The following is a 21,390-nucleotide window of genomic DNA, read 5'->3' as shown; positions in this document are numbered from 1 at the left end:
CCGCAAGCGGGGGGAAGGCCGGGATGGGGGACAGCCAGCACACACCAGGCAAAAAAAAGGTGCGCCGCAGCGCACCAGATGGAACAAATCAGCATTGTCGGGGTGCTTTACCCCTTGCCTTTAACACTGCTGACAAAAACTTTCCTCGCGGAGGTGGAGCCTAAACGCTCGGCCTCATCCAGCAGTTTCAACGCTTTATCAATGTTGCCCTGATCGACCGCCTGGCGGATGTTCTGATTAAAATAGCCTTCGGTATCGGTCATGATCGGCTCACGTTTGGCTTCAGGTGCAGCGGCTGCATGGTACACCGCAGGCGCCACCGGCTGGGTATTGCCGACCGTCACCGGCGCGGGGCCCGATGAACCAAACAGCGGCCCGACTAAAATCGACGAGCCTGCGCTGGTTTTCACTTTGAGCTTAAGCGTGCCTGCGCGGCTGTGACGGGCAATGGGATCAGGAATATCCGGCACTGCATTGCCGGTGCCTTTGGCGTACGCCTTCGCCGGATCCATCAAGGTGGTGGTTTCAATCAGATCTTTCTCGGTGGTGAATACCAGCAGATAGATCTTTTGCTGTCCAAGTGCAGGCGTCAGCTTCATTACGCCTTCAAGACGATCGGCTGCCATCACGCCCGGTTGTTGATAGGTAAAAAAGCGCGCCGGAAACCAGGCCGCCGGGCGCATGTTCTCATCCAGTACCAGCACATTCGGCGCAAACACCTGATTCTGATGCACTTCGCTGCTCAGCGTAATGGTGAGTTCACCGATATTTGCCGGCAGGCTGTAGGCCGCGACCGAACCCGTTACGCCAGCAGCGTTGAGGTTGGCGCCATTTTCCGCCAGCGTGCTAACCTGGGTGCGCGACGTATCGACCGGCAACCAGTTTAGCGTCTGCAGGCTGGCGGGCGGAATGGTGGGTGCAGCGGAGAGATCCTGTGGCACCAGATTCACCTCGGCGAAGGCCGGTAAACTCTGGCCAGCCAGCAGCGCCGCACTCAGGCACAGCGCAAAAACCGTTTTTTTCATTTTCATTGTGCTACCTCAAAAAGCTGTCAGGCAGCGGCGCGAACCAGGCAATGGCGCGCCGCGCCGAAAAGAGATGGTCTCAGTCAGGTCATCAGCGGGAGCTTTACCACCAAATCTCCATCTGCGCACCGAACGTCCACTCATCGTTGTTGCCACGGCTGTTGGTTAAGATGCCGTTGCCGCTGCTGTCGTTGGACGCAAATGAGGTCAAATCACCGGCGCTGTCTTTGCTATAGCCCCACTTCTCATCCCACTTGGCGTAGGTGGCGAACAAACGCAGTGCCGGGCGCGACCAGATGCTGTCGCCGGCCTGCCACTGTTGCGCCAGCGTCACTTTGTATTGGCCATTGCGCTCGCTAACCTGCTGTGACTTCACGTTGTCATAGCCCACTTCCAGCAAGGTGCTCATGATCGGCGTCCATTTGTACATTGGGCGCACGCCCACGGTGTACCACTCGGTCCCGCGGTTGTTGTCGAGATCGGTATTCTGGTACATGGCGACATACATCAGATCCCAGCGATCGGCGAGATTGATCGCACCGTGATCGAGCACGCGGTACATGCTGCCGCTGTTGTTGATGTTGGTGCCCTGCGGCAACCCTTTGCCCTGCGAGGTCAACGCATCGGTGGCGTATTGCAGCACGAATTTGTTGTAGCCCTTCATCATGCTTTGGGTATGTTCTGCGGTGAACATCCAGCCATCTTTGGAGGCATTGTCCTCAAGGCGATAGCCGTCACGCGCATTGGCACGGCCATAATCTACGCCCAGTTCCAGCACGCCGTTCGGGTTGGTTTCAAGCCCGGCCAGGCGCACGTCAAACACGTCGTTCGCCGTGCTGGTGGCGTAGTCGCGGATCTGATCGCTGGAAAAAGTGTAAGAACCACCCGCTTCAGATGAGCGCGTGGCGGCGAATGAGAGTTTACCGAAGCCGAGATCAACATCTTCAAGACCGGCACCTGGACCGGAGATATCCCAGTAGTAGAAGTCGATCATGTGAACGTCATGACGCTGATAGAAACGCTTACCGGCCCAGATGGTGGAGCCAGGCAGGGCTTCAATCAGGTTTTTACCTTTCACGTTGGCTTCACGAAATGCCGGAGAAGTCGCTTCCCAGTCATTTTGTTGAGAAACCGAATAGGCGACGTTGGTATCGAAATAGAAGCTTTTATCGCCCTCTTTCCACACTTCCTGGCCCAGTTTCAGTTCAGCGTAGGTTTCACACTCGTTGCCCAGACGGTATTTACTTTGAGCACCGGTGGCTTGAAAACATTGCTGTTCCCCGCCGCTGCCGGTCCAGCCGATGCCGGAACGGGCATAGCCGGTAAAATCGACTGCCATCGACGGGGCAGAGAGCGTACCCGCCGCGATAGCAACCGCGAGAGGGAGTTTGCGCAGAGTTAACATTTTCTATCTCCTGAGGTCATTGCTTTTATTGTTTTGCAGGGCTAAACACCGGGCTCCTGATGCAGCCTGCGACAGGCGCTGCCATCTTCACGGAAAAGATGGCAACGCTCTGGCGGCAGGCCGATACCCATCAGGGCGCCCTCTTCTACCAGCACGACGTCCTCCTGGCGGTACACCAGGCTTTGACGAATAGCGGGAATCTGGATGTGAATTTGCGTTTCGTGACCCAACTGCTCGACCACCGTCACCTCACCTTCAAGGGTGACATCGGCAATATCGCTGGAGAGCAGATGCTCGGGCCGGATACCTAACGACATGTTGCTGCCCACCTGCACGCCAGCGCTGTCGACCGGCAGCCACACCAGCTGGGTGTTGGGTAAGCGCACCTGAACCTGATCGATGGCGGTGGCGGTGACTTTTACGGGTAAGAAATTCATGCGTGGCGAGCCGATAAAACCGGCGACGAAACGATTGGCGGGATAGTGATAAAGCTCGAGCGGCTTGCCGACCTGCGCAACGTGTCCGCCATCCAGCACCACGATCTTATCGGCCAGCGTCATCGCTTCGGTCTGATCGTGGGTGACGTAAATCATGGTGCGCTTCAGGCGCTTATGTAGGCGCGAGATCTCAATCCGCATCTGCACACGCAGTGCCGCATCGAGGTTGGAGAGCGGCTCATCCAATAAAAACACGCGCGGTTCCGCCACCAGCGTACGGCCAATCGCCACGCGCTGGCGCTGCCCCCCGGAAAGCGCTTTAGGACGTCGCTCCAGCAGATGCGCCAACTGCAGCACTTCTGCCACCTGGTTGACCCGCTGCTGGATCTCCGCTTTGCGCGTACCGGCCAGCTTCAGGCCAAATGACATGTTCTCTGCCACCGAAAGATGGGGATACAGCGCGTAGGACTGAAACACCATGCCGATACCGCGCTCAGCCGGCGGCACCTCATTCATGCGTTGGTCACCGATAAACAGATCGCCGCTGGTGATGGTTTCCAGACCGGCAATCATGCGCAGCAGCGTCGATTTTCCGCAGCCCGACGGCCCGACAAACACCACAAACTCGCCTTCCGCGATCTCCAGGCTGATGTTTTTCGACACCTCGGTTTCGCCCCAGACCTTAGAGACACTGCGCAACGTAACGCTCGACATGATGTTTTCCTCTCAGCTCACTCATCCTTGTCCGCAAGTCGGCGGACAGACCCCGGCGACAACTATGGGCAAGATTATTGGGGCCGACATCCTCCACCGCAGCGCATCTGTGTGGGGGAGGAGACGGGAGGAGGAGAACGCCAGGGCAAGCACAGCGCAATGCCGCCGCCGCAGGTTTTTGTGATCGATAACGCAGAGATGAGCGGCGATTCTGTGCGCCAGTCCGTGATAACCCGCTTGTTTTGCAACGCAGATCACATCAGATGCACCGCAGGCGTAGAGCCGGGGAGGATGAGAAGCCGCAGCAGAGGCTCACAATGTGGCGGGTAAAACGATTTCCGTTTCCGCTAACAGGATGGAGTTATGACAATGAAAACCGGTGCACGCACGCTTGCCCTTTCCGCCCTGACGGCCGTGCTGTTTTCAGCTTCCGCCGTTGCCAAAATTGAAGAAGGAAAGCTGGTCATCTGGATCAACGGCGATAAAGGCTATAACGGCCTGGCTGAAGTGGGTAAAAAGTTTGAGCAGGAGACCGGCATTAAGGTGACGGTGGAGCATCCGGACAAAATGGAAGAGAAGTATCCGCAGGTTGCCGCCACCGGCGACGGACCGGACATCATCTTCTGGGCGCACGACCGTTTTGGCGGTTACGCGCAGTCCGGCCTGTTGGCGGAGATCTCACCGGATGCCAATTTCCAGCAGAAGATTTTCCCCTTCACCTGGGACGCGGTGCGCTTCAACGGCAAGCTGATCGGTTATCCGATTTCAGTTGAGTCTTTATCGCTGATTTACAACAAAGATCTGCTGCCTGAGCCGCCAAAAAGCTGGGAAGAGATCGCCGCGCTGGATAAGAAAATGCGCGCGCAAGGCAAGAGCGCCATGATGTTCAACCTGCAGGAGCCGTACTTCACCTGGCCGCTGCTGGCAGCGGGTGGCGCTTATGCGTTCAAACTTAACGATGGCCGCTACGATGTGAAAGATACCGGCGTCGATAATGCCGGTGCTAAAGCGGGCATGCGCTTCCTCGTCGATCAGGTGAAAGCCAAAACGCTGAATGCCGACACCGATTACTCCATCGCCGAAGCCGCCTTTAACAAGGGGCAAACCGCCATGACCATTAACGGTCCGTGGGCGTGGAGCAACATCGATAAGAGCAAAATAAATTACGGTGTCACGTTGTTGCCTACGCTCAACGGCAAACCGTCCAAAACCTTTGTCGGCGTGCTAAGTGCCGGGATCAATGCTGCTAGCCCGAATAAAGAGCTGGCGAAAGAGTTCCTGGAAAACTACCTGCTAACCGATAGCGGTCTTGATGCCGTCAACAAAGACAAGCCGCTGGGCGCAGTGGCGCTGAAGTCTTTCCAGCAGACGTTGGAGAAGGATGAACGCATCGCCGCCACCATGAATAACGCTCGTAACGGCGACATCATGCCAAACATTCCGCAGATGGCCGCCTTCTGGTACGCCATGCGCACCGCCACGCTGAATGCGCTGAGCGGGCGTCAAAGCGTGGACGCGGCACTGAAAGATGCGCAGGCGCGTCTCAACAAGTAATCCTCTCTACCAGAGCCGGATCGCTCCGGCTCGTTACTGGCTGTTAAGGAAAACCGCATCATGTCAGGAAAACCGAAAACAGCACGCTACAGCGACGTGCTGAAAGCTTTTTTTCTCGGTATCTGCTGTCTGCTGGTCGGCTATCTGCTCGTGCTGATGTATGCAAAAGGTGAATATCTGTTTGCGCTGGTGACGCTGATTATTAGCGCCGTCGGCATCTGGATTTATGCTAATCGTCGCGCTTACGCCTGGCGCTATGTCTATCCCGGGCTGGCGGGCATGGCGCTGTTCGTGCTGTTTCCCCTCGCCTGTACCGTTGCGATTGCCTTCACTAACTACAGCAGCACCAACCAGCTGACGCTGGAGCGGGCGCAACAGGTGTTGCTCAGTCGACAATATCAGGATGGCTCGGCGCTTAATTTCTCACTGTTTCCGGCAGGCGATCGTTGGCAGCTGGTACTGACAGAAGCCGCCAACGGGCAAACTTTCGTCTCACCTGCGTTTGCCTTTGGCGGCGCGCAACAGCTGAAACTCACCAGCGCCCCGCCGCCTGCCGGTGAACGTGCCACGCTGCGCATCGTCACCACCCATCGCCAGGCGCTGAACCAGATTCAGGCCGAACTGCCGGATGGTCGTCGCGTGGTAATGAGCTCGCTGCGCCAGTTCTCCGGCACACGTCCGCTGTTTGAGCTGCAAGCCAACGGCGATCTGAAAAATCAGCAAAGCGGCGCGCTATATCAGGCCAATCGTGACACCGGCTTCTATCAGAACGCCAGCGGTGAAGCGCTCAGCCCGGGCTTCACGGTGAATAGCGGCTGGAAAAACTTCATCCGCGTGTTTACCGATGAAGGGATTCAGAAGCCGTTTCTTGCCATCTTTGGCTGGACGCTGCTGTTTTCGTTTGTGACGGTGATTCTCACCGTGGCGGTCGGCATGGTGCTGGCATGTCTGGTGCAGTGGGAAGCGCTGAAAGGCAAAGCGGTGTATCGCGTGATGCTGATTTTGCCTTACGCCGTGCCCGCGTTTATCTCGATCCTGATTTTCAAAGGCTTGTTCAACCAGAGCTTCGGTGAAATCAACGTGATGCTGAAAGCGCTGTTCGGCTTCCAGCCCGCGTGGTTCAGCGATCCGACGCTGGCGCGCACCATGCTGGTGATCGTCAATACCTGGCTCGGTTATCCCTACATGATGATTCTCTGCATGGGCTTGCTGAAAGCCATTCCGGACGATCTCTATGAGGCGTCGGCGATGGACGGTGCCGGGCCACTGCAGAACTTCTTCCTGATTACCCTGCCGTTGCTGTTAAAGCCGCTGATGCCGCTGATGATCGCCAGTTTTGCCTTTAACTTTAATAACTTTGTACTGGTGCAGCTGCTGACCAACGGCGGACCGGATCGTATCGGCACCACTACGCCAGCCGGCTACACCGATTTACTGGTGAATTACACTTGGCGGATAGCATTTGAAGGCGGCGGCGGGCAGGACTTTGGCCTGGCGGCAGCCATCGCCACGCTGATCTTCCTGCTGGTGGGTGCGCTGGCGGTGATCAATCTGAAAGCCGTGCGGATGAAATTCGATTAAGGAGGCGTTATGGCTATGGTGCAACCTAAGTCGCAAAAGCTGCGTCTGTTGATGACGCATCTGCTGCTGCTGATGTTTATTGCGGGAATTCTGTTTCCGCTGCTGATGGTCTTCGCCATCTCACTGCGCGCCGGTAACTTCGCTACCGGTTCGCTGATACCGGAACAGATTTCCTGGGAACACTGGCAGCTAGCGTTAGGCTTCAGCGTAGAGCACGCCGACGGACGCGTCACGCCGCCACCGTTCCCGGTGCTGCTGTGGCTGTGGAACTCGGTGAAGATCGCCGCCATCAGCGCCGTCGGCATTGTGGCGCTCTCCACCACCTGCGCCTATGCCTTTGCGCGCATGCGCTTTGCCGGCCGCGCGACCTTGTTAAAAGGCATGCTGATTTTCCAGATGTTCCCTGCCGTGCTGTCGCTGGTGGCGCTGTATGCGCTGTTTGATCGCCTTGGGCAATATCTGCCGTTTATCGGCCTCAACACCCATGGCGGTGTGATCTTTGCCTACCTTGGCGGCATTGCCCTGCACGTCTGGACCATTAAAGGCTATTTCGAAACCATCGATGGTTCGCTGGAAGAAGCCGCCGCGCTGGATGGCGCCACGCCGTGGCAGGCATTCCGCCTGGTGTTGTTACCGCTGTCGGTGCCGATTCTGGCGGTGGTGTTTATTCTGGCATTTATCGCCGCGGTCACCGAAGTGCCGGTTGCGTCGCTGCTGTTGCGCGATGTGAACAGCTACACGCTGGCGGTCGGCATGCAGCAATATCTGAACCCACAGAACTATCTGTGGGGCGACTTTGCCGCAGCGGCGGTGTTGTCTGCGATTCCGATTACGCTGGTGTTCTTACTGGCACAACGCTGGCTAGTCAGCGGCCTCACGGCCGGTGGCGTGAAAGGCTAACCCGATTATTGCCCTCCTTCCTCAATGTTCACTGCAATTGAGGTTTTTGGCGGCCTGAGGGCCGCTTTTTTTATTTGACGTGGATTATCAAAAGACCTTCTGCCACGAGGTTTAGACAAAATGAATGCAATCGCGTCAAAAAGGTTATGGTTCCCGAGTAATAAAGGTCGCGACTACATTCTTAAGCAATAGGTGTAACTGGCTGAAAAATGAAAGTAGCGCTCATGCGACGCTGTGTTTGGAATTGATCGAATGCTTCAATTGGGCTGACATTTTCCAGATTACTAAAGTTGAGCCTTTCAAATAAATGACGTTCAATACGTGAGGATATGATGTATTCGTCATTAAGGTGCCCAGTCTGTTTGCTAATTCTCTGAGTAAAACCGCTGACGATAACTGTATTGAAAGGCAGCGCGCAAAAAGCCATGCCAGCCAGCCGCAATACGATCCCGTGCACATGAAGAGCATAACGTTCTCGCATGGCCTTTTGTGACAACTCTTTCTCAATGATCTCTGTGCCTCGGGCATTCACCCGCACCGATAAATTGGGCAGCATTTCATGCTCTGGCAAATCCACTTCCATGAGGATTTCAGACGTGGAAGTATTTACCTGAAACGACACTAGCGTCTCGCGTGGCCAATCAGCAGCCTGAATGACTTCGGACAGAAGTGATTCGAAATAGTTATTATCGCTGGCGAATTGAGATGCAATGTTAATCGCTTTACTCGCAATCTTTTTTTCATGCTCAGCCGCATCGAATTGCCAGTTAGCGTACTGCTCCGCCCAGATCTGGCGCATCGCCTGATATCGCTTCAAATGAAGTTCGTTTTCCTGTTTACACTCTTCGACTTTGCGTTGCCATTGCTCAATATTTTGTGTTTGCCGTTCCCGCCGCGCAGAGGCTGATTCAAATATTCGGCCAATAAGACTTCGGCCTTGTTTGTCTTCAGGTTGTTCAGGGGCAACAAGGGGAGCGGGCTTTTCGGGACGGACAGGTGCAGGCACATTGTAGGGCTGCAACATCAACTGGCGATAATGCGATTCCAGCTCGGAGTAGGAATGCCCCATGCGAGGATCAGGTGTAAGAAGATAGATATTCACAATATCGTCTACTGCCTGATTAAGCGCTTCAACCTCTTGCTCAAGCTCTTGCCGTAAATGAGGGTCCTCTTGTTTAGAGGCATTACGTTTTCTGCTCGCTGCACTTGCCCGGTCGAGCCGGGTACGGTAGCTCAGCCCCGTCCCTGGAAGCCCAAGATTGGCAAAAGTACCGCGCTTGCCAAATGAAACGGAGGCCCCTCGCGGCCCAACACTCAGACTCGCACCGGAGGTGCTCAGGTTCATCCTTACACCTGGAATAATGCTAATCGATTTTCGAAACCTAAATCCCATGTTACTAACTATTCCTTGTAATTATTGAGTGGGGGTCAACAGTTGCCTTTATTCCCGGCTTACTGCGTCGACAGGATAGTCATTGACCTTATCTACCCTACCGCAAATATCACGCTAACAGTATGCGGATGTTTATCGACTGAGTCAGTGAGCATTTTAACTAATGATTGTAATCGGCATACATCGTTTGCCCAATTTACTTGAGAGGTCGAACTCGGTGAAAATCGTCGCCATCAACTCCTTAAGCTGCCTTTTACCGAGTGAATTAATCAGAACTTTATTGGGCCAGCATTTTTGAATAAATGTCGTAATTTTCCTCATCAAAGCAGACCAAATTGACTTGTTCGATGTTGGGGTTGTCATGTAAGCACTGATTAATCACACCCAATGCGATCTCAGCCGCCAATACCTTAGGAAATCTGTAGATACCGGTGCTGATATTCGGAAACGAAACGGTTTGAATGCCATACTCTTCTACCAATTTAAAACAGCTCTGATAGGCATTTTTTAACAGTTTTTCTTCGTCATGTTGCCCGTCATGCCAATGTGGTCCAACGGTATGAATGACATATTTTGCCGGCAAATCTCCCGCCGTGGTGATGACTGCATCCCCGACTTTACAGCCACCTTGCCGATTCCTGATTTTCTGACATTCAGCCAAAATCGCTGGCCCGCCTGCCCGATGGATGGCGCCATCAACCCCGCCTCCGCCCAGCAAAGAGGTGTTGGCGGCATTCACAATAGCGTCTGCCGGAACTTTGGTTATGTCGTCTTTAAGTAATGCAATTTTGTTCATGTTAGTTCTACTCCTTAGGGTTAGCCAAAGGCTAAGCAATCATCTTCTCATTCCATCCATCCTTAAACACAATATTTCCGTCCACTTATTTCCATGTAATCGTTTCATATCGTAGCTCAATATTTTCCAGATTCATGCTGGTCTGGCCGTTTGGCAGTAGAGCCGGTGAGATGCTGGAGATTTTGACGTTATCCAGGTGGATATTAAAATACTCAACCTCAATACCCGCTTCGTTAATTCGGTACAACTTGATGGTCGCAGATTTCAGCGTTCTGCACTGACACAATGCTCGAAACAGCACCGGGATAGTTCTATCAAACTCCTTTTGAACAGATATTGGTGCATGAATCCTTGTGGCTGCCAGCCTTCCCGTTTACTGATCTACCGGGATTGCGATGTTGTGCATCACCCTGTTCAGTTCTCTCGAACCGAGTCTGCTCGGCATCATGCACGAACCTACAATCGGAGAACCATTTTCATCTTCTAACCAGAGATGTGCTGGAGTTGACATATTAATTCCTCTGAATTTAGCGAAATTTATAAACAGAAATTATTAGCGTGAGAAGATATACAAGGCCCACGCTCATTATTCCACTCTCGGGATAAAAATAAACTTTAAGCACACCAAATACGAGTGCACATAAAACCGGAACATAGATGCATAACAACAATTTTAATTGTTCTACTAACCATCTCTTCAAATACCCCATCCTAGTTCACTCCAACCTACTCGTATGCAAACCTGAAGAGCATTATGTTTCAGCACGCTAAACATATTCTATTTCACTCTTAAATTTAACGACATTTGTAGATAACAAATGAAAGAGTGCACAGATAAAATATCCCTACACCTAACATACTGCTATCTGGAAAAAAGTAGATGTGTAGCAGCGCAAAAATTATTGTTGATACTATCGGCACGTAAGTGCAGATCAGAAATTTCGATTCTGATATTAACCATTGTTTTAAAAATTTCCTCATTATTTCCCTACTAACTTAATCAATCCCTCAGCGACTTCGTGATCTGAAAGCGATTGGCTTTTTAGCGCATCAGCGCGCATGAATGAAGGTTCGATAAGGAAATGCATCATTTAGAGCTCACGTATATATTATGCGTGATAAGGAGAGCCTGATCGCCCCTTTATTGTTCTTACTGGCCTGACCGGAAACTGCATCAATAACGCCAGAAACTGTGTTGTCGAATTTTTCTGCCAGAATCCTTTGCGCCTGAAGCTGTTTTATGACTGTATCACTGTGGTACATATATATCCCTATTTTAATTCCATTAACCTTGCAAACCATAGGGCAATGATACTATACCGTGAAGCTAAATCTCAGTCTTCAACGTTTTAGGAAATCTATGTACCCCGGTGCTGATATAGGGAAACGAAACGATTCAGTGTCTTATTCGCCTATCCGTTAAAAACGGCTCAGGAGGTATTTGTCGCGTTCAAAAATACGTCTGCTGATACTTTGGTTATATCGTCTTTGAGCAATACTATTCTTTTCATCTATTTCTAATCCTCAGCGTCAGCTGTATTAGCCAGAAGCTAAGCAATCATCCTCTCATTCCATCCATCCTTGAACACAATATTTCCGTCCACATATTTCCATGTGATCGTTTCATATCGTAGCTCAATATTTTCCAGATGCGTGCTGGTCTGGCCGTTTGGCAGCAGAGCCGGTGAAATGCTGGAGATTTTGACGTTATCCAGGTGGATATTAAAATACTCAACCTCAATGCCCGCTTCGTTAATTCGGTACATCTTGATGGTCGCAGATTTCAGCGCTCTGCACTGGCACAATGCACGAAAAAGCACCGGCGTTGTTCTATCGAACTCCTTCTGAACGGATATCGGTGCGTGAATCCGTGTGGCTGTCAGCCTTCCGGTGTGCGGATCCACCGGAATGGTAATATTGTGCATGACGGAGTTGAGCTCTATCGAACCGAGTCTGGTCGGCATGATGCACGAACCCACAATTGGCGAACCGCTTTCATCTTCTAACCAGAGATGTGCTGGAGTTGACATATTTAATCCTTTAAAGTTTTCGACATTTATAAACAACAAAAATATACGCACACAGGTAAACGATCAATACGCTCATCATCCCACTCTCGGGAAACAAATAAAATTTCAACATACCAAACACGAGCGCACATAAAACGGGAACGTATATACGTAATAGAAATTGCAATTGTGTTACCAACCACCGATTAAAAAACCCTCTCATAGTTTTACTCCAACCTTCTCGTATGCAAGTCCAAGGAGCATTTAAACCTAATTACATTGAACATATGCTATTTTCCTAAGAGTCTGAAATTAACAATCAAAAACATATGTTTACCCTCCAAAAATAGGCGCCTAAACAAACATGCTTCAAACTTAACTCAACGACATTTATAGATAACAAATGAAAGAGAGCACAGATAAAATATCCCTACACCTAACATACTGCTATCTGGAAAAAAATAAATTTGTAGCAGTGCAAACAGTACGGTAGATACAATCGGCACGTATGTGCAGATCAGGAATTTCGATTCTGATATTAACCATTGCCTTAAAAATTTCCTCATCATTTTCCCACTAATTTCATTAATACTTCAGCGACTTCGTAATCTGAAAGCCATTGATTTTTTAGCGCACCAGCCCGCATGAATGAAGGTTCAATAAGGAAATACATCATTTCGAGTTCTCGCATATACAATGCGTGATAAAAAGGAGGGTGCATTATTTGCAAACGCTTTGCGCTGTCTGCTGCGTTCTGAACTATGGCATAAATTCCTAATAATGACGCTGCCGCGCCAACTGCAGCACCAACATTCCGGCCAACAGGAAGCGTTATATTCATCCCCATAACGACAGCCATAGTCGCACCAGCACCAAATGCGCGAGTAGTCAGTGTGCTAGCTGCGATGTGAATGTTGGCTCGCATCAGATGCATTTTAATTGCTTCAAGTTGGCGGTAAGATCTGCCTTCAAGCTGATATTCTATGTAGGTTTGCAACAGTGAAAAAACAATATCTCTGTCTTTTATTAACCGTACGACTGCTTTTCTAAAACGATTATCTTCCAGCATCTGATTTTTACAGACGTCAATGTACTCATCAGTAAAACACGATGCATAAAATGAAAGCCGGGTTGCCCCTTTATTGATCTTATTGACTTGATCGGAAACTGCATCAATAACGCCGGCAACCGCATTGTCGAGCTTTTCTGCCAGTATCCTTTGCGCCTGAAGCTGCCGTATGACCGCATCACTGTGGTACATATATATCCCTATCGTTAATTCCATTAACCACGAAAACTATAGGGGCATGATAAAATTCAATGAAGCTAAATTTTAGCCAGTTGTGATCCGTATTCATAAAAAAAACCGCACTTACCAGTACGGTTTACTCGTTTAACTAAAGAAATTTCTGAGATGGTTCAGCAAATACAATATTCATTGTTTACTGCGCAACGAACCCGTTATTTCCCCATCACGGCGGCGATAAGCTAACTCAACTTCACTAACCCAATCGTTTTCTCAATCACCATCAAAATCAGCACTGCGAAGATGATAAAGATTACCGAAATAGCATTCACCGTGGGATCGAAGGTCTGATCGACATAGTTGAATACCCGAACCGGCACGGTGATGGTGTCTGGCGCGCTGAGAAACAGGCTCACCGAAACTTCACCAAAAGAGGTCACCGCCGCAAATACCGCACCGGCCAGAATGCCGGGCTTAATCAGCGGCAGCGTGACGTGGCGAAAGGTATACCAGTGACCCGCGCCCAAACTCATCGATACCGCTTCAAGACGTTTATCCATAGCCGCCAGACTGACGCTGACGGTGCGCACCACATAGGGCAGCGCTACCACCACATGACCAATCACCAACCCGCTGATCATTCCGGCTATTCCAGCCGCCGTCAGCACGTAGAGCAGCGCAATGCCCAGCACCACTTGCGGAATCATCAGCGGTGACAGAATAAAAGCCTGCAGGGCTTCGCGATAGCGGAAATCCAGTCGCGCCAGCGACCAGGCGGCAAAGGTGCCGAGCACCACGGTAACCGGCGTGACCACCACCAGCAGCAACGCGCTAATCCACAGCGATGCAATCCACCCATCATCCTGCAATAACGCGCTAAACCAGCGCAGCGAAAATCCCTGCGGCGGAAACTGCGGATAAGGTTCCGGACTAAACGCCGAGAGCACAATCACCAGCACCGGCAGCGCTAAAAAGGCGTAAATCACGATGCCAGCCAGCGTCATGCCGAACTGCGTCAGGCGCTGCGATAGGCTTTGAGTGTTATCCATGATTCTTCTTCTCCCAGCGTTTCAGGAATACGCCCGCAATCCCGGCGACAATCAACGTCATCACCAGCAACGTCAGCGCTAGCGCTGCGGCTAGCGGCAGGTTGGCGATCTGCATCGCCTGCTGATAAATGGCAATCGGCAGCAGCGGCTGAAAGCGCCCGCCAATCAGCAACGGCGTGATGTAGCTGCCCGCCGCGAGGGAAAAGACGATGATGAACCCAGTCAGCATGCCGGGCAGCGTTAAGGGTAAAACGACGCGACGGAAGGTGGCCGCTGGCGTCGCGCCAAGACTCATCGCCGCCAGCCGCAGCGAAGGCGCAATCTCGTTTAACGAGGTAATCAACGGCAGCACGGCAAACGGCAGCATGACTTGCACATAGGCGATGATCACCGCATTCATGTTCCACAACAGGCTGAGCGGCTGCGGAATGAGGCCGGTAAACAGCAGGAAACCGTTGATCAATCCGTTCTGCGCCAGCAGCACAATCCACGCAAAAGTACGGATCACCACGCTGGTGAGCAGCGGCGAAATCAGGATGACGTACAGCAGCGTGCGCCAGCCGCGCCGTTGCGTGGTCACCAGCAGCCACGCCGCAGGCCAGGCTAAAAGTACGGTGATGGCGGCGGTCAGCAACGACACCCACAGCGTGGTCCAGAGCGCGTGCAGATATTGCGGATCCGCAAACACCGTCACATATTGCGCCAGGCTGTAGCCCGGCAACGGATTGAGCAGGCTATCGACGTTGGTCAGGCTTTGGTCGAACAGCAGCAGCAGCGGCACCAGCAAAAACAGCAGCAGAAACAGTAACGATGGCGTCAGCAGCAGCCAGGGAAATAGATTACGCGTGGCGATCTTCATCAGGCGTGCTCCAGCGCGGGCAGCACGATAACATCCGCCGCCTGCCAGTGTAGATAGCAGCGATCGCCGGGTGCGGGCAGCTGCGAAAAATGTGCTTCCGCTGGCTGCACGCGGATCTCGCCACCGCCCGGCAGCTGGCACACCACACGCAAGGTGGCGCCGGCAAAACTCACCTCTTTCACGCTGGCGACGCTGCCGTTGCTGGCAAATTCCTGCGGTTCGGTTGAGAATTGCACGCGCTCCGGACGCACAATCAGCAACGATGACGCGCTTGCTGGCTGCGCGGCGCTGAGTTGCAGCGCCTGCCCAGCGGCGACGAAGTGATCGCGCGCCTGGTAAAGTCCGTTTTGCGCGGCGACATGGAACAGATTGGCCTGTCCGACAAACTCCGCGACAAAACGATTCGCCGGTTGGCGATAGAGCGTGGCTGGTGAGCCAATCTGCTGCAGTTCACCCTGCCCGAGAATGCCGATGCGATCGGATAGCGTAAGCGCCTCTTCCTGATCGTGCGTCACCAGCACCGTGGTGATGCCGACGCGCTGTTGCAACGCGCGCAGTTCGTCCTGCATCTCCTTGCGCAGGCGCGCATCCAGGTTCGATAGCGGTTCATCCAGCAACAGCACCTGCGGCTCGATGGCCAACGCGCGCGCAATCGCCACGCGCTGTTGTTGCCCACCAGAAAGCTGATGCGGCATACGCTGCGCCAGCCCTTCCAGTCGCACCTGTTTAAGCGCTTCCGTGACGCGGCGCTGCTGTTCACTGCGCGACACGTTGCGCACCTTGAGGCCAAAGGCGACGTTATCGCCCACGCTCAGATGCGGAAACAGCGCGTAGTTTTGAAATACCATGCCGATGTGGCGCTGATACGGCGGCAGCGCGGTGACATCCTTGCCACCGATCAATACGCGACCACGGTTGGGCGCCAAAAATCCGGCGATGATATTCAGCAGCGTGGTTTTGCCGCAGCCGCTTGGCCCGAGCAGGGAGAAAAACTCGCCCTGCTCAATGGTGATGCTGACGTCATTCAGGGCGCGGTGGTTATCAAACTGCCGCGCTACGCCGTCAATGACGACTGAACTCATTTCGCACCGCCCAGCGCCTGGCTCCAGCGACGCGTCCAGTCCGCCAGCTGCGGCGTTGCAGTGCTGTAATCGATCCAGATCAATTTGCTGTACGCCTCTTCACCGACTTTCACCTGTTTCTTCAGGTTGTCGCTGTACTGCACGTCCTTGTTGGTCATGCCATACAGTGATTTATCGGAGAAGGCTTTCTGCACTTCAGGCGCCGACATGGCGTTCACCACTTTGTAGGCGTTGGCGAGGTTCGGCGCGCCCTTTGGAATCACCCAGTTGGCAGCGCCGACCACCGGACCGTCGGACGGATAGACGAAATCGACTTTCATGCCCTGCTGCTTTAGCGCAAAGACGCGGCCATCCCAGTACGGCACCACCCACGCATCGCCGCGCTCCAGCAAGGTTTGAATCGCGCCCGGGCTGTCCGGGAAGGCCACCGCGTTGCCGCGCAGTTCCGCGAGTTTGGCAAAGGCTTTATCCACTGCGGCAGGCTGATTCAGCTCACCGCCTAGTGCGTGCACCAGGCCTGCGAAGAACTGCAAACCGGCGGCGTAAGTCGGCGATGAAATCGCCACGTGGCCTTTGTATTCCGGATTCCACAGATCCAGCCAGCTTTTCGGCGGCGTTTTCACCAGATCGCTGCGATAGGCGAGTCCGAGCTGGCCGAGGCTAAAGGCGGCGGCGTAGGTTTGATTGTCATAAACAAAGCGCGACTGCACACTTTTGTACAGATTGTTCAGGTTGGGAATATCTTTGGCATCAAGCGGCTGCAGCAAACCCGCCGCCTGGGCGCGCTGCACGGTATCGGGCTGGAACACCACCACGTCATACGGTGAGCGACGGCCTTTGGCGGCGCGCAGCTTGGCAAACCATTCGGCATCAGCGCCGGGCACCACGGTGAGCTTAAGGTGATTATCTTTGGCAAACTGCTCCAGACCGGAAGCGCGGATATTTTTCTCCCAGTCACCGCCGTAAACCCCGACGATCACTGAATCACTGGTTTCAGCCGCGTGCACCGCACCGCTGATCAACATGCCCACCAGCGCGGTGAGCAGGATTTTTTTGTTATTAACGAGGCGCATGGCCATCTCCTGGTATTGAAGTAATAAAAGCTGAAAGCTCGATCTCCAGCGCACGCAGCGCATCAGCAAACGCCTGGCGCGCTGTGGCAATCTCTGGAGACGTTGAGCGGGGAAAGTTAGCCGGTAACCGCGCCAGCGCTGCGGCAAAAACCGCTGAGCGATGTCGCTGGCGCTCGGCCGGACTGAGTGGATAAAGCAGCTGATTAAGGCGCGTCAGTGCATCACCGTCGACGAGCGACTGCCAGTTATCGCGCGCTACGCCGAAGGAGGAGGAGGTTTCGCGTGGTGAGTTGCGTAAGGCAGCGGTGGCCGCTACATCCAGGCCGCGATCGGTCAACACCACGCCATAATGCTGCGCCGCATCGGCATGGCTCAGCAACTGGTTAGTAACGTCGTTTTGTACCGCCAGTGGATCGCGCTTAAAGGGATCGCCCCAACCGCCGCCGCCGGGCGTTTGCAGCAGCACTTCGTCACCGGCATTGACGCTCAGCAGATCGATCTTACCGAGCGACGCGCCGCCGTTTGCCTCAGGATTGAGCGTCAGCGTGGTCGATTGACCGGGCTGGCCGCCCTGCACGCCCCATGGCTGGAACAGCATACGCTCCATGCCGCGCGCCAGTAGCGTGCTGTCATTCTGCAGAATGCGCACGCGAATCTGCTGGCCCATGCCGCCGCGCCACTGGCCTGCGCCAGCAGAACCCGGTCGCAACGCGTATTGGCGGATTTCGATCTGGGTTTCCGCTTCCACCATCTCCACCGGATTATTCGCCAGGTTTGAGATGCTGTTGTCGCGCCCGTCGATGCCGTCGCGACCAAAGCGCGCCCCGCCGCCGCCGACCATCGGTTCAATCACCTGCACATTCTGCTCGCGGCCATTACGCGCCACTTCGGCAATCACCAGCGGAATAATGGTGCCACCGCTGGCGGCAGGCATCACCTCGGGCAAAGGCTGGGCCAGCAAGCCGTTAAGCAGATCGTTGACCCGCACCGCCGCCGCGTGGCGCACGCCCACCGCTGCCGGATAATGCGGGTTGACCAGCGAACCGGCGGGCGCAAACAGCGTCACCGGTGCCAGCAAACCGGCATTCAGCGGTACGCCTTTATCCAGCGTGCACACCAGCGCCAGAATACGCAGCGTCAGCCATGCATGCGGATCGCCGTGGCTGGGAATGTTGATCGCCGCGGCTACCTGCGCGTCGCTGCCGGTGAAGTCGAGATGCACGTTGCCATCATTGAAGGTGGCGGTGATGGCGAGCCGCACCGGCAAACCGCTGCCCGCCGCATCATCAAGGTAATCTTCAAACGGATAAACGCCGTCGGGAATGCGGCGCAGCACCTGACGCGCGCGGATCGCGGAGTAAGCCTGCAGATCCAGCTGCGCCTGCACCACGTTGTTTACGCCATGCTGCGCCACGATACGATTGAGGCGATCGCGTCCGGCATTGAGCGCGGCCAGCATCGCCTGAATATCACCGGCAATCGCATCAGGCGTGCGGCTGTTGGCGGTGAGGATATTCATCACATCGCGATTGAGTTCGCCGGCGCGTAGCAACTTAACCGGCGGAATTTGCAGCCCTTCCTGATAAATATCGCTATTAGTCGGTGAGATGCTGCTCGGCACGCGGCCGCCCACGTCCGAGGCGTGCAAAAAGGCCCAGCCCCACGCCACCAACTCCCCGTCAATGAACCACGGCGCCAGCACCTGCAAATCCGGCAGGTGGGTGGCCAGCCCGCGCGAGCGCCAGGGATCGTTGGTTAGAATCACATCACCGGGCGCGACATCGCCCACCGCCTGAATCGCGGTGAGCGCATTCAACCCGACAAAACCGGAAACGCCGATGCCTTTCGGATAGGCAAAGAAGCGGCCCTGTAAATCGGCTATCGCGCAGCAAAAATCTGCTGTCTCTTTTACGTACAGCGTGCGACCGGTGCGCTGCAGGATGTGGCACATCTCTTCAGTCAGCGCGGTGAGTTTTTGATTAAGGATTTCAAGGGTAATGGCATCCAGTTTCATGCCGCATCCTCCGTTACACGCGTGATCAGCAGATTGCCGCTGTCATCGGTGCGTGCCGTCCAGCCAGGCAAGATCAGCGTGGTGGTATCGTCTTGCTCAATCACCGCCGGACCGTCGATGTGGATCGCCTGGCCGATGTTTACGCGCTGCCAGATATGCGCGTTCACCCAACCTGCGCGCAGATAAACCGGACGCAAACCGGGTTGCTGATTTTGTACATCGGCGCTAAACGGTTTGTCCGTCGGACGCGGCAGCGCAGCATTCAATGACAGGCGCAGCGTAGTCAGTTCGATGGCCGCATCCGGCGTGTTAAACCCATAGCGCTGCTGATGCAGCTGCTGAAAACGCGTCAGCAGCTGTTGATGGCTTATCGCTTGCGGGCTATCGAGATTAACGCTTAGCTCATAAGCCTGGCCGGCATAGCGCATATCCGCTTCCACCCGATACTGGACGTGATTGCTGAGGCGGCTGGCCTGTTGGGCAAACCACGTTTGCGCCAGCTGGTGCAGCTCCTCAACGGTCTGCGCGATTTTGCCGTAGCTTTCCGTCGTGACGTTAATACGCAGGCTGCGCACAAAGTCACGGCGAATATCGGCACTGATCGCCCCCTCGGCGCAGAAAGTACCAGGACGCAGCGGCACCAGAATGCGATGGATGCCCGCCTCTTCGGCGAAAAAGTTGGCGTGCGTTGGACCCGCTCCGCCAAAGGGAATCAGGGTTAATTCGTCTGCGGTTAATCCGCGCTGCGCCAGCGCTTTATTCAATTCGGTTGCCATCTGCGCCGTCGCCACCGCCATTGCGCCGCTCGCCACCTGTTCGGCATCCAAACCTAAGGGTTTGCCCAACGCACTCAGTGCGCGATGGGCGGCGGCATGATCCAGCGTAATGGTGCCCGCCAGCGCCGCGTCAGCGGATAAGATGCCGCTTATCAGATAGCAATCGGTCAGCGTGGGCTGGCTTCCGCCGCGCTGATAGGCAACCGGCCCCGGATCGGCGCCCGCGCTTGCTGGCCCGACTTTGAGAATGCCGAAATCATCGACATGCACGATAGAACCGCCGCCCGCACCAATCGCCGAAACCCCCACCACCGGCAAAATCAGCGGCAGCCCGCCAATTTCGGTGCGGTTAACGCGTTCGATCTCGCCGTGTTCGGAAAGCGAGATGTCGCTACTGGTACCGCCCATGTCAAAGGAGACAAACCCCGTACCTGCAGCCAGATGCGCAGCAGCGATCACCCCGGAAGCCGGCCCCGATAGCAGCGTATCGACCGGACGCTGATGCGCAGCGTCCAGCGGCAGCACGCCGCCGTTGGAGGCGGTGATCAGTAATGGAACCTCTATCGCCTGCTGCGCCAGTAAATCACTCAGCCGGTTAAAGTAGCGCTGCATCAGCGGCTGAATATAGGCATTAAGCCCGGCCACCAGCGTGCGTTCATATTCACGAATTTCCGGCCACAGCTGCGCCGAGGAGAGCACCGGCACCTCACCCAGCTTGGCGGCCAGCGCGGCAGCCAGTTCCGCTTCACGCGTTGGGTTGGCGTAGCCGTTGATGGTGACCAACGCCACCGCGCTGACCTTGAGCGGCAACACATCGGCAGCGACGCGGGCCAGCTCATCCTCCGTTGGCCACTGCGTTACCTCACCGGCGGGATTAAAGCGCGCCGGGATCTCCAGCACGCGCTGACGCGGTAAAAAAGGCGGTTCACGATCGGCATGAAAATCAAAAGAGGACGGCATCCGCGCACGGGCGATCTCCAGCACATCGCGAAACCCGCTGCTGATCACCAGCGCGATGTCAGCGCCGCGCCGCTGGATGATGGCGTTAAGGCCAAGTGTGGTGCCGTGCAACACCAGCGACAATGCGCTGGCGGACAGGCCGCTCTTTAGCAGCACGGCGCGCAGCCCGTCACTTACTGCCAGAGCGGGATCGGCAGGCGTACTGGGCTGTTTATGGAAAAAGCGTTGCTGGCGTTGCGGATCAAATAAAACAAAATCGGTAAAGGTTCCACCGACATCCACGCCGACTGTCGCTCCGGCTGCGGGGCTGTTATCCACCTTAATTCTCCTGCATTACTGGTGACTTAGCGTTGTAAGGCGTTAATCTCCGTTGCTTTGCCGTGCAATACGAGCAACAAAAATGACTAAGCTTTGCTGGAATGCGCATGAAGCGGCGCTTAGCTGCGCGCTGGCAATGTTTCGCGCAAATGCGTCTAAGCCCGCGCGGCGGAATGTTTTATGTTGTGCATAAATTTAA

16 protein-coding genes and 1 pseudogene are annotated in these 21,390 nt (G+C 54.5%); 3 read left to right on the top strand and 14 right to left on the bottom strand.

Annotated elements, in window-relative coordinates; translation table 11 throughout:
• Positions 1-107: 107 nt before the first annotated feature.
• From malM to malK, 3 genes are all read right to left on the bottom strand, one after another.
• Positions 108-1,031 (bottom strand): maltose operon protein MalM, encoded by a 924-nt coding sequence (gene malM / locus AC790_RS22390; RefSeq protein WP_049853263.1) that lies wholly within the window; start codon positions 1,029-1,031, stop codon positions 108-110.
• Between the two features lie 97 nt (positions 1,032-1,128).
• A complete protein-coding gene (locus AC790_RS22385; protein WP_049853262.1) occupies positions 1,129-2,430 on the bottom strand; it encodes a maltoporin in 1,302 nt (433 codons plus the stop codon).
• A 41-nt stretch (positions 2,431-2,471) separates the two neighbouring features.
• Positions 2,472-3,581 (bottom strand): maltose/maltodextrin ABC transporter ATP-binding protein MalK, encoded by a 1,110-nt coding sequence (gene malK / locus AC790_RS22380; RefSeq protein ID WP_007885958.1) that lies wholly within the window; start codon positions 3,579-3,581, stop codon positions 2,472-2,474.
• Positions 3,582-3,944: 363 nt separating this feature from the next.
• Between malK and malE the strand changes: the two genes are divergently transcribed.
• The 3 genes from malE to malG are packed head-to-tail and all read left to right on the top strand — an operon-like array spanning position 3,945 to position 7,616.
• Complete coding sequence (gene malE, locus AC790_RS22375) at positions 3,945-5,135, top strand: maltose/maltodextrin ABC transporter substrate-binding protein MalE (protein ID WP_049853261.1); 1,191 nt, start codon at positions 3,945-3,947, stop codon at positions 5,133-5,135.
• Between the two features lie 60 nt (positions 5,136-5,195).
• Positions 5,196-6,716 (top strand): maltose ABC transporter permease MalF, encoded by a 1,521-nt coding sequence (gene malF, locus AC790_RS22370; protein ID WP_049853260.1) that lies wholly within the window; start codon positions 5,196-5,198, stop codon positions 6,714-6,716.
• Positions 6,717-6,725: 9 nt separating this feature from the next.
• Positions 6,726-7,616, top strand: coding sequence for a maltose ABC transporter permease MalG (gene malG, locus AC790_RS22365; protein ID WP_007885946.1), 891 nt, complete (start codon positions 6,726-6,728; stop codon positions 7,614-7,616).
• Between the two features lie 181 nt (positions 7,617-7,797).
• Here the strand turns inward: malG and AC790_RS22360 are convergent, their stop codons facing one another.
• From AC790_RS22360 to AC790_RS22305, 11 genes and pseudogenes are all read right to left on the bottom strand, one after another.
• The gene (locus AC790_RS22360; protein WP_049853259.1) at positions 7,798-9,009 is read right to left on the bottom strand and encodes a DUF4236 domain-containing protein; all 1,212 of its coding nucleotides are present in this window, start codon (positions 9,007-9,009) and stop codon (positions 7,798-7,800) included.
• 277 nt (positions 9,010-9,286) lie between these two features.
• Positions 9,287-9,805: an O-acetyl-ADP-ribose deacetylase gene (locus tag AC790_RS22355; RefSeq protein WP_049853258.1), complete on the bottom strand. Its 519-nt coding sequence runs from the start codon at positions 9,803-9,805 to the stop codon at positions 9,287-9,289.
• Positions 9,806-9,890: 85 nt separating this feature from the next.
• A pseudogene (locus tag AC790_RS22350) lies at positions 9,891-10,316 on the bottom strand (Hcp family type VI secretion system effector).
• Positions 10,317-11,355: 1,039 nt separating this feature from the next.
• Positions 11,356-11,835, bottom strand: a complete 480-nt coding sequence (locus AC790_RS22340; RefSeq protein WP_049853256.1) for a type VI secretion system tube protein TssD — start codon at positions 11,833-11,835, stop codon at positions 11,356-11,358.
• Between the two features lie 544 nt (positions 11,836-12,379).
• Positions 12,380-13,075 (bottom strand): hypothetical protein, encoded by a 696-nt coding sequence (locus tag AC790_RS22335; RefSeq protein WP_049853255.1) that lies wholly within the window; start codon positions 13,073-13,075, stop codon positions 12,380-12,382.
• A 227-nt stretch (positions 13,076-13,302) separates the two neighbouring features.
• On the bottom strand, positions 13,303-14,109 hold the full coding sequence (locus AC790_RS22330) for an ABC transporter permease (protein ID WP_049853254.1): 807 nt from the start codon (positions 14,107-14,109) through the stop codon (positions 13,303-13,305).
• Positions 14,102-14,968, bottom strand: a complete 867-nt coding sequence (locus AC790_RS22325) for an ABC transporter permease (RefSeq protein ID WP_049853253.1) — start codon at positions 14,966-14,968, stop codon at positions 14,102-14,104. The genes AC790_RS22330 and AC790_RS22325 overlap by 8 nt, the downstream gene beginning before the upstream one ends.
• A complete protein-coding gene (locus tag AC790_RS22320) occupies positions 14,968-16,050 on the bottom strand; it encodes an ABC transporter ATP-binding protein (protein ID WP_049853252.1) in 1,083 nt (360 codons plus the stop codon). The genes AC790_RS22325 and AC790_RS22320 overlap by 1 nt, the downstream gene beginning before the upstream one ends.
• Positions 16,047-17,123 carry a PotD/PotF family extracellular solute-binding protein gene (locus AC790_RS22315; protein ID WP_082204306.1) on the bottom strand — a complete coding sequence of 359 codons (1,077 nt, stop codon included), beginning with the start codon at positions 17,121-17,123 and terminating at the stop codon, positions 16,047-16,049. Before AC790_RS22315 ends, AC790_RS22320 begins: the two co-directional genes overlap by 4 nt.
• Positions 17,110-19,137 carry a hydantoinase B/oxoprolinase family protein gene (locus AC790_RS22310; RefSeq protein ID WP_049853250.1) on the bottom strand — a complete coding sequence of 676 codons (2,028 nt, stop codon included), beginning with the start codon at positions 19,135-19,137 and terminating at the stop codon, positions 17,110-17,112. Before AC790_RS22310 ends, AC790_RS22315 begins: the two co-directional genes overlap by 14 nt.
• Positions 19,134-21,191, bottom strand: coding sequence for a hydantoinase/oxoprolinase family protein (locus AC790_RS22305; protein WP_049853249.1), 2,058 nt, complete (start codon positions 21,189-21,191; stop codon positions 19,134-19,136). Before AC790_RS22305 ends, AC790_RS22310 begins: the two co-directional genes overlap by 4 nt.
• Positions 21,192-21,390 lie beyond the last annotated feature (199 nt).

The sequence above is a fragment of the Pantoea sp. RIT-PI-b genome, assembly GCF_001187905.1.
Classification (GTDB): Bacteria; Pseudomonadota; Gammaproteobacteria; order Enterobacterales; family Enterobacteriaceae; genus Pantoea; species Pantoea nemavictus.
This window is presented reverse-complemented; position numbering and strand designations above follow the sequence as displayed.

Excerpts from the sequence above, each read along its gene's own strand:
- AC790_RS22325 (WP_049853253.1), bottom strand. The coding sequence starts at position 14,968 with ATGAAGATCGCCACGCGTAATCTATTTCCCTGGCTGCTGCTGACGCCA.
- malM (WP_049853263.1), bottom strand. The coding sequence starts at position 1,031 with ATGAAAATGAAAAAAACGGTTTTTGCGCTGTGCCTGAGTGCGGCGCTG.
- AC790_RS22315 (WP_082204306.1), bottom strand. The coding sequence starts at position 17,123 with ATGCGCCTCGTTAATAACAAAAAAATCCTGCTCACCGCGCTGGTGGGC.
- AC790_RS22340 (WP_049853256.1), bottom strand. The coding sequence starts at position 11,835 with ATGTCAACTCCAGCACATCTCTGGTTAGAAGATGAAAGCGGTTCGCCA.
- AC790_RS22335 (WP_049853255.1), bottom strand. The coding sequence starts at position 13,075 with ATGTACCACAGTGATGCGGTCATACGGCAGCTTCAGGCGCAAAGGATA.
- AC790_RS22360 (WP_049853259.1), bottom strand. The coding sequence starts at position 9,009 with ATGGGATTTAGGTTTCGAAAATCGATTAGCATTATTCCAGGTGTAAGG.
- AC790_RS22320 (WP_049853252.1), bottom strand. The coding sequence starts at position 16,050 with ATGAGTTCAGTCGTCATTGACGGCGTAGCGCGGCAGTTTGATAACCAC.
- AC790_RS22330 (WP_049853254.1), bottom strand. The coding sequence starts at position 14,109 with ATGGATAACACTCAAAGCCTATCGCAGCGCCTGACGCAGTTCGGCATG.
- malG (WP_007885946.1), top strand. The coding sequence starts at position 6,726 with ATGGCTATGGTGCAACCTAAGTCGCAAAAGCTGCGTCTGTTGATGACG.
- AC790_RS22355 (WP_049853258.1), bottom strand. The coding sequence starts at position 9,805 with ATGAACAAAATTGCATTACTTAAAGACGACATAACCAAAGTTCCGGCA.
- malK (WP_007885958.1), bottom strand. The coding sequence starts at position 3,581 with ATGTCGAGCGTTACGTTGCGCAGTGTCTCTAAGGTCTGGGGCGAAACC.
- AC790_RS22310 (WP_049853250.1), bottom strand. The coding sequence starts at position 19,137 with ATGAAACTGGATGCCATTACCCTTGAAATCCTTAATCAAAAACTCACC.
- malF (WP_049853260.1), top strand. The coding sequence starts at position 5,196 with ATGTCAGGAAAACCGAAAACAGCACGCTACAGCGACGTGCTGAAAGCT.
- AC790_RS22385 (WP_049853262.1), bottom strand. The coding sequence starts at position 2,430 with ATGTTAACTCTGCGCAAACTCCCTCTCGCGGTTGCTATCGCGGCGGGT.
- malE (WP_049853261.1), top strand. The coding sequence starts at position 3,945 with ATGACAATGAAAACCGGTGCACGCACGCTTGCCCTTTCCGCCCTGACG.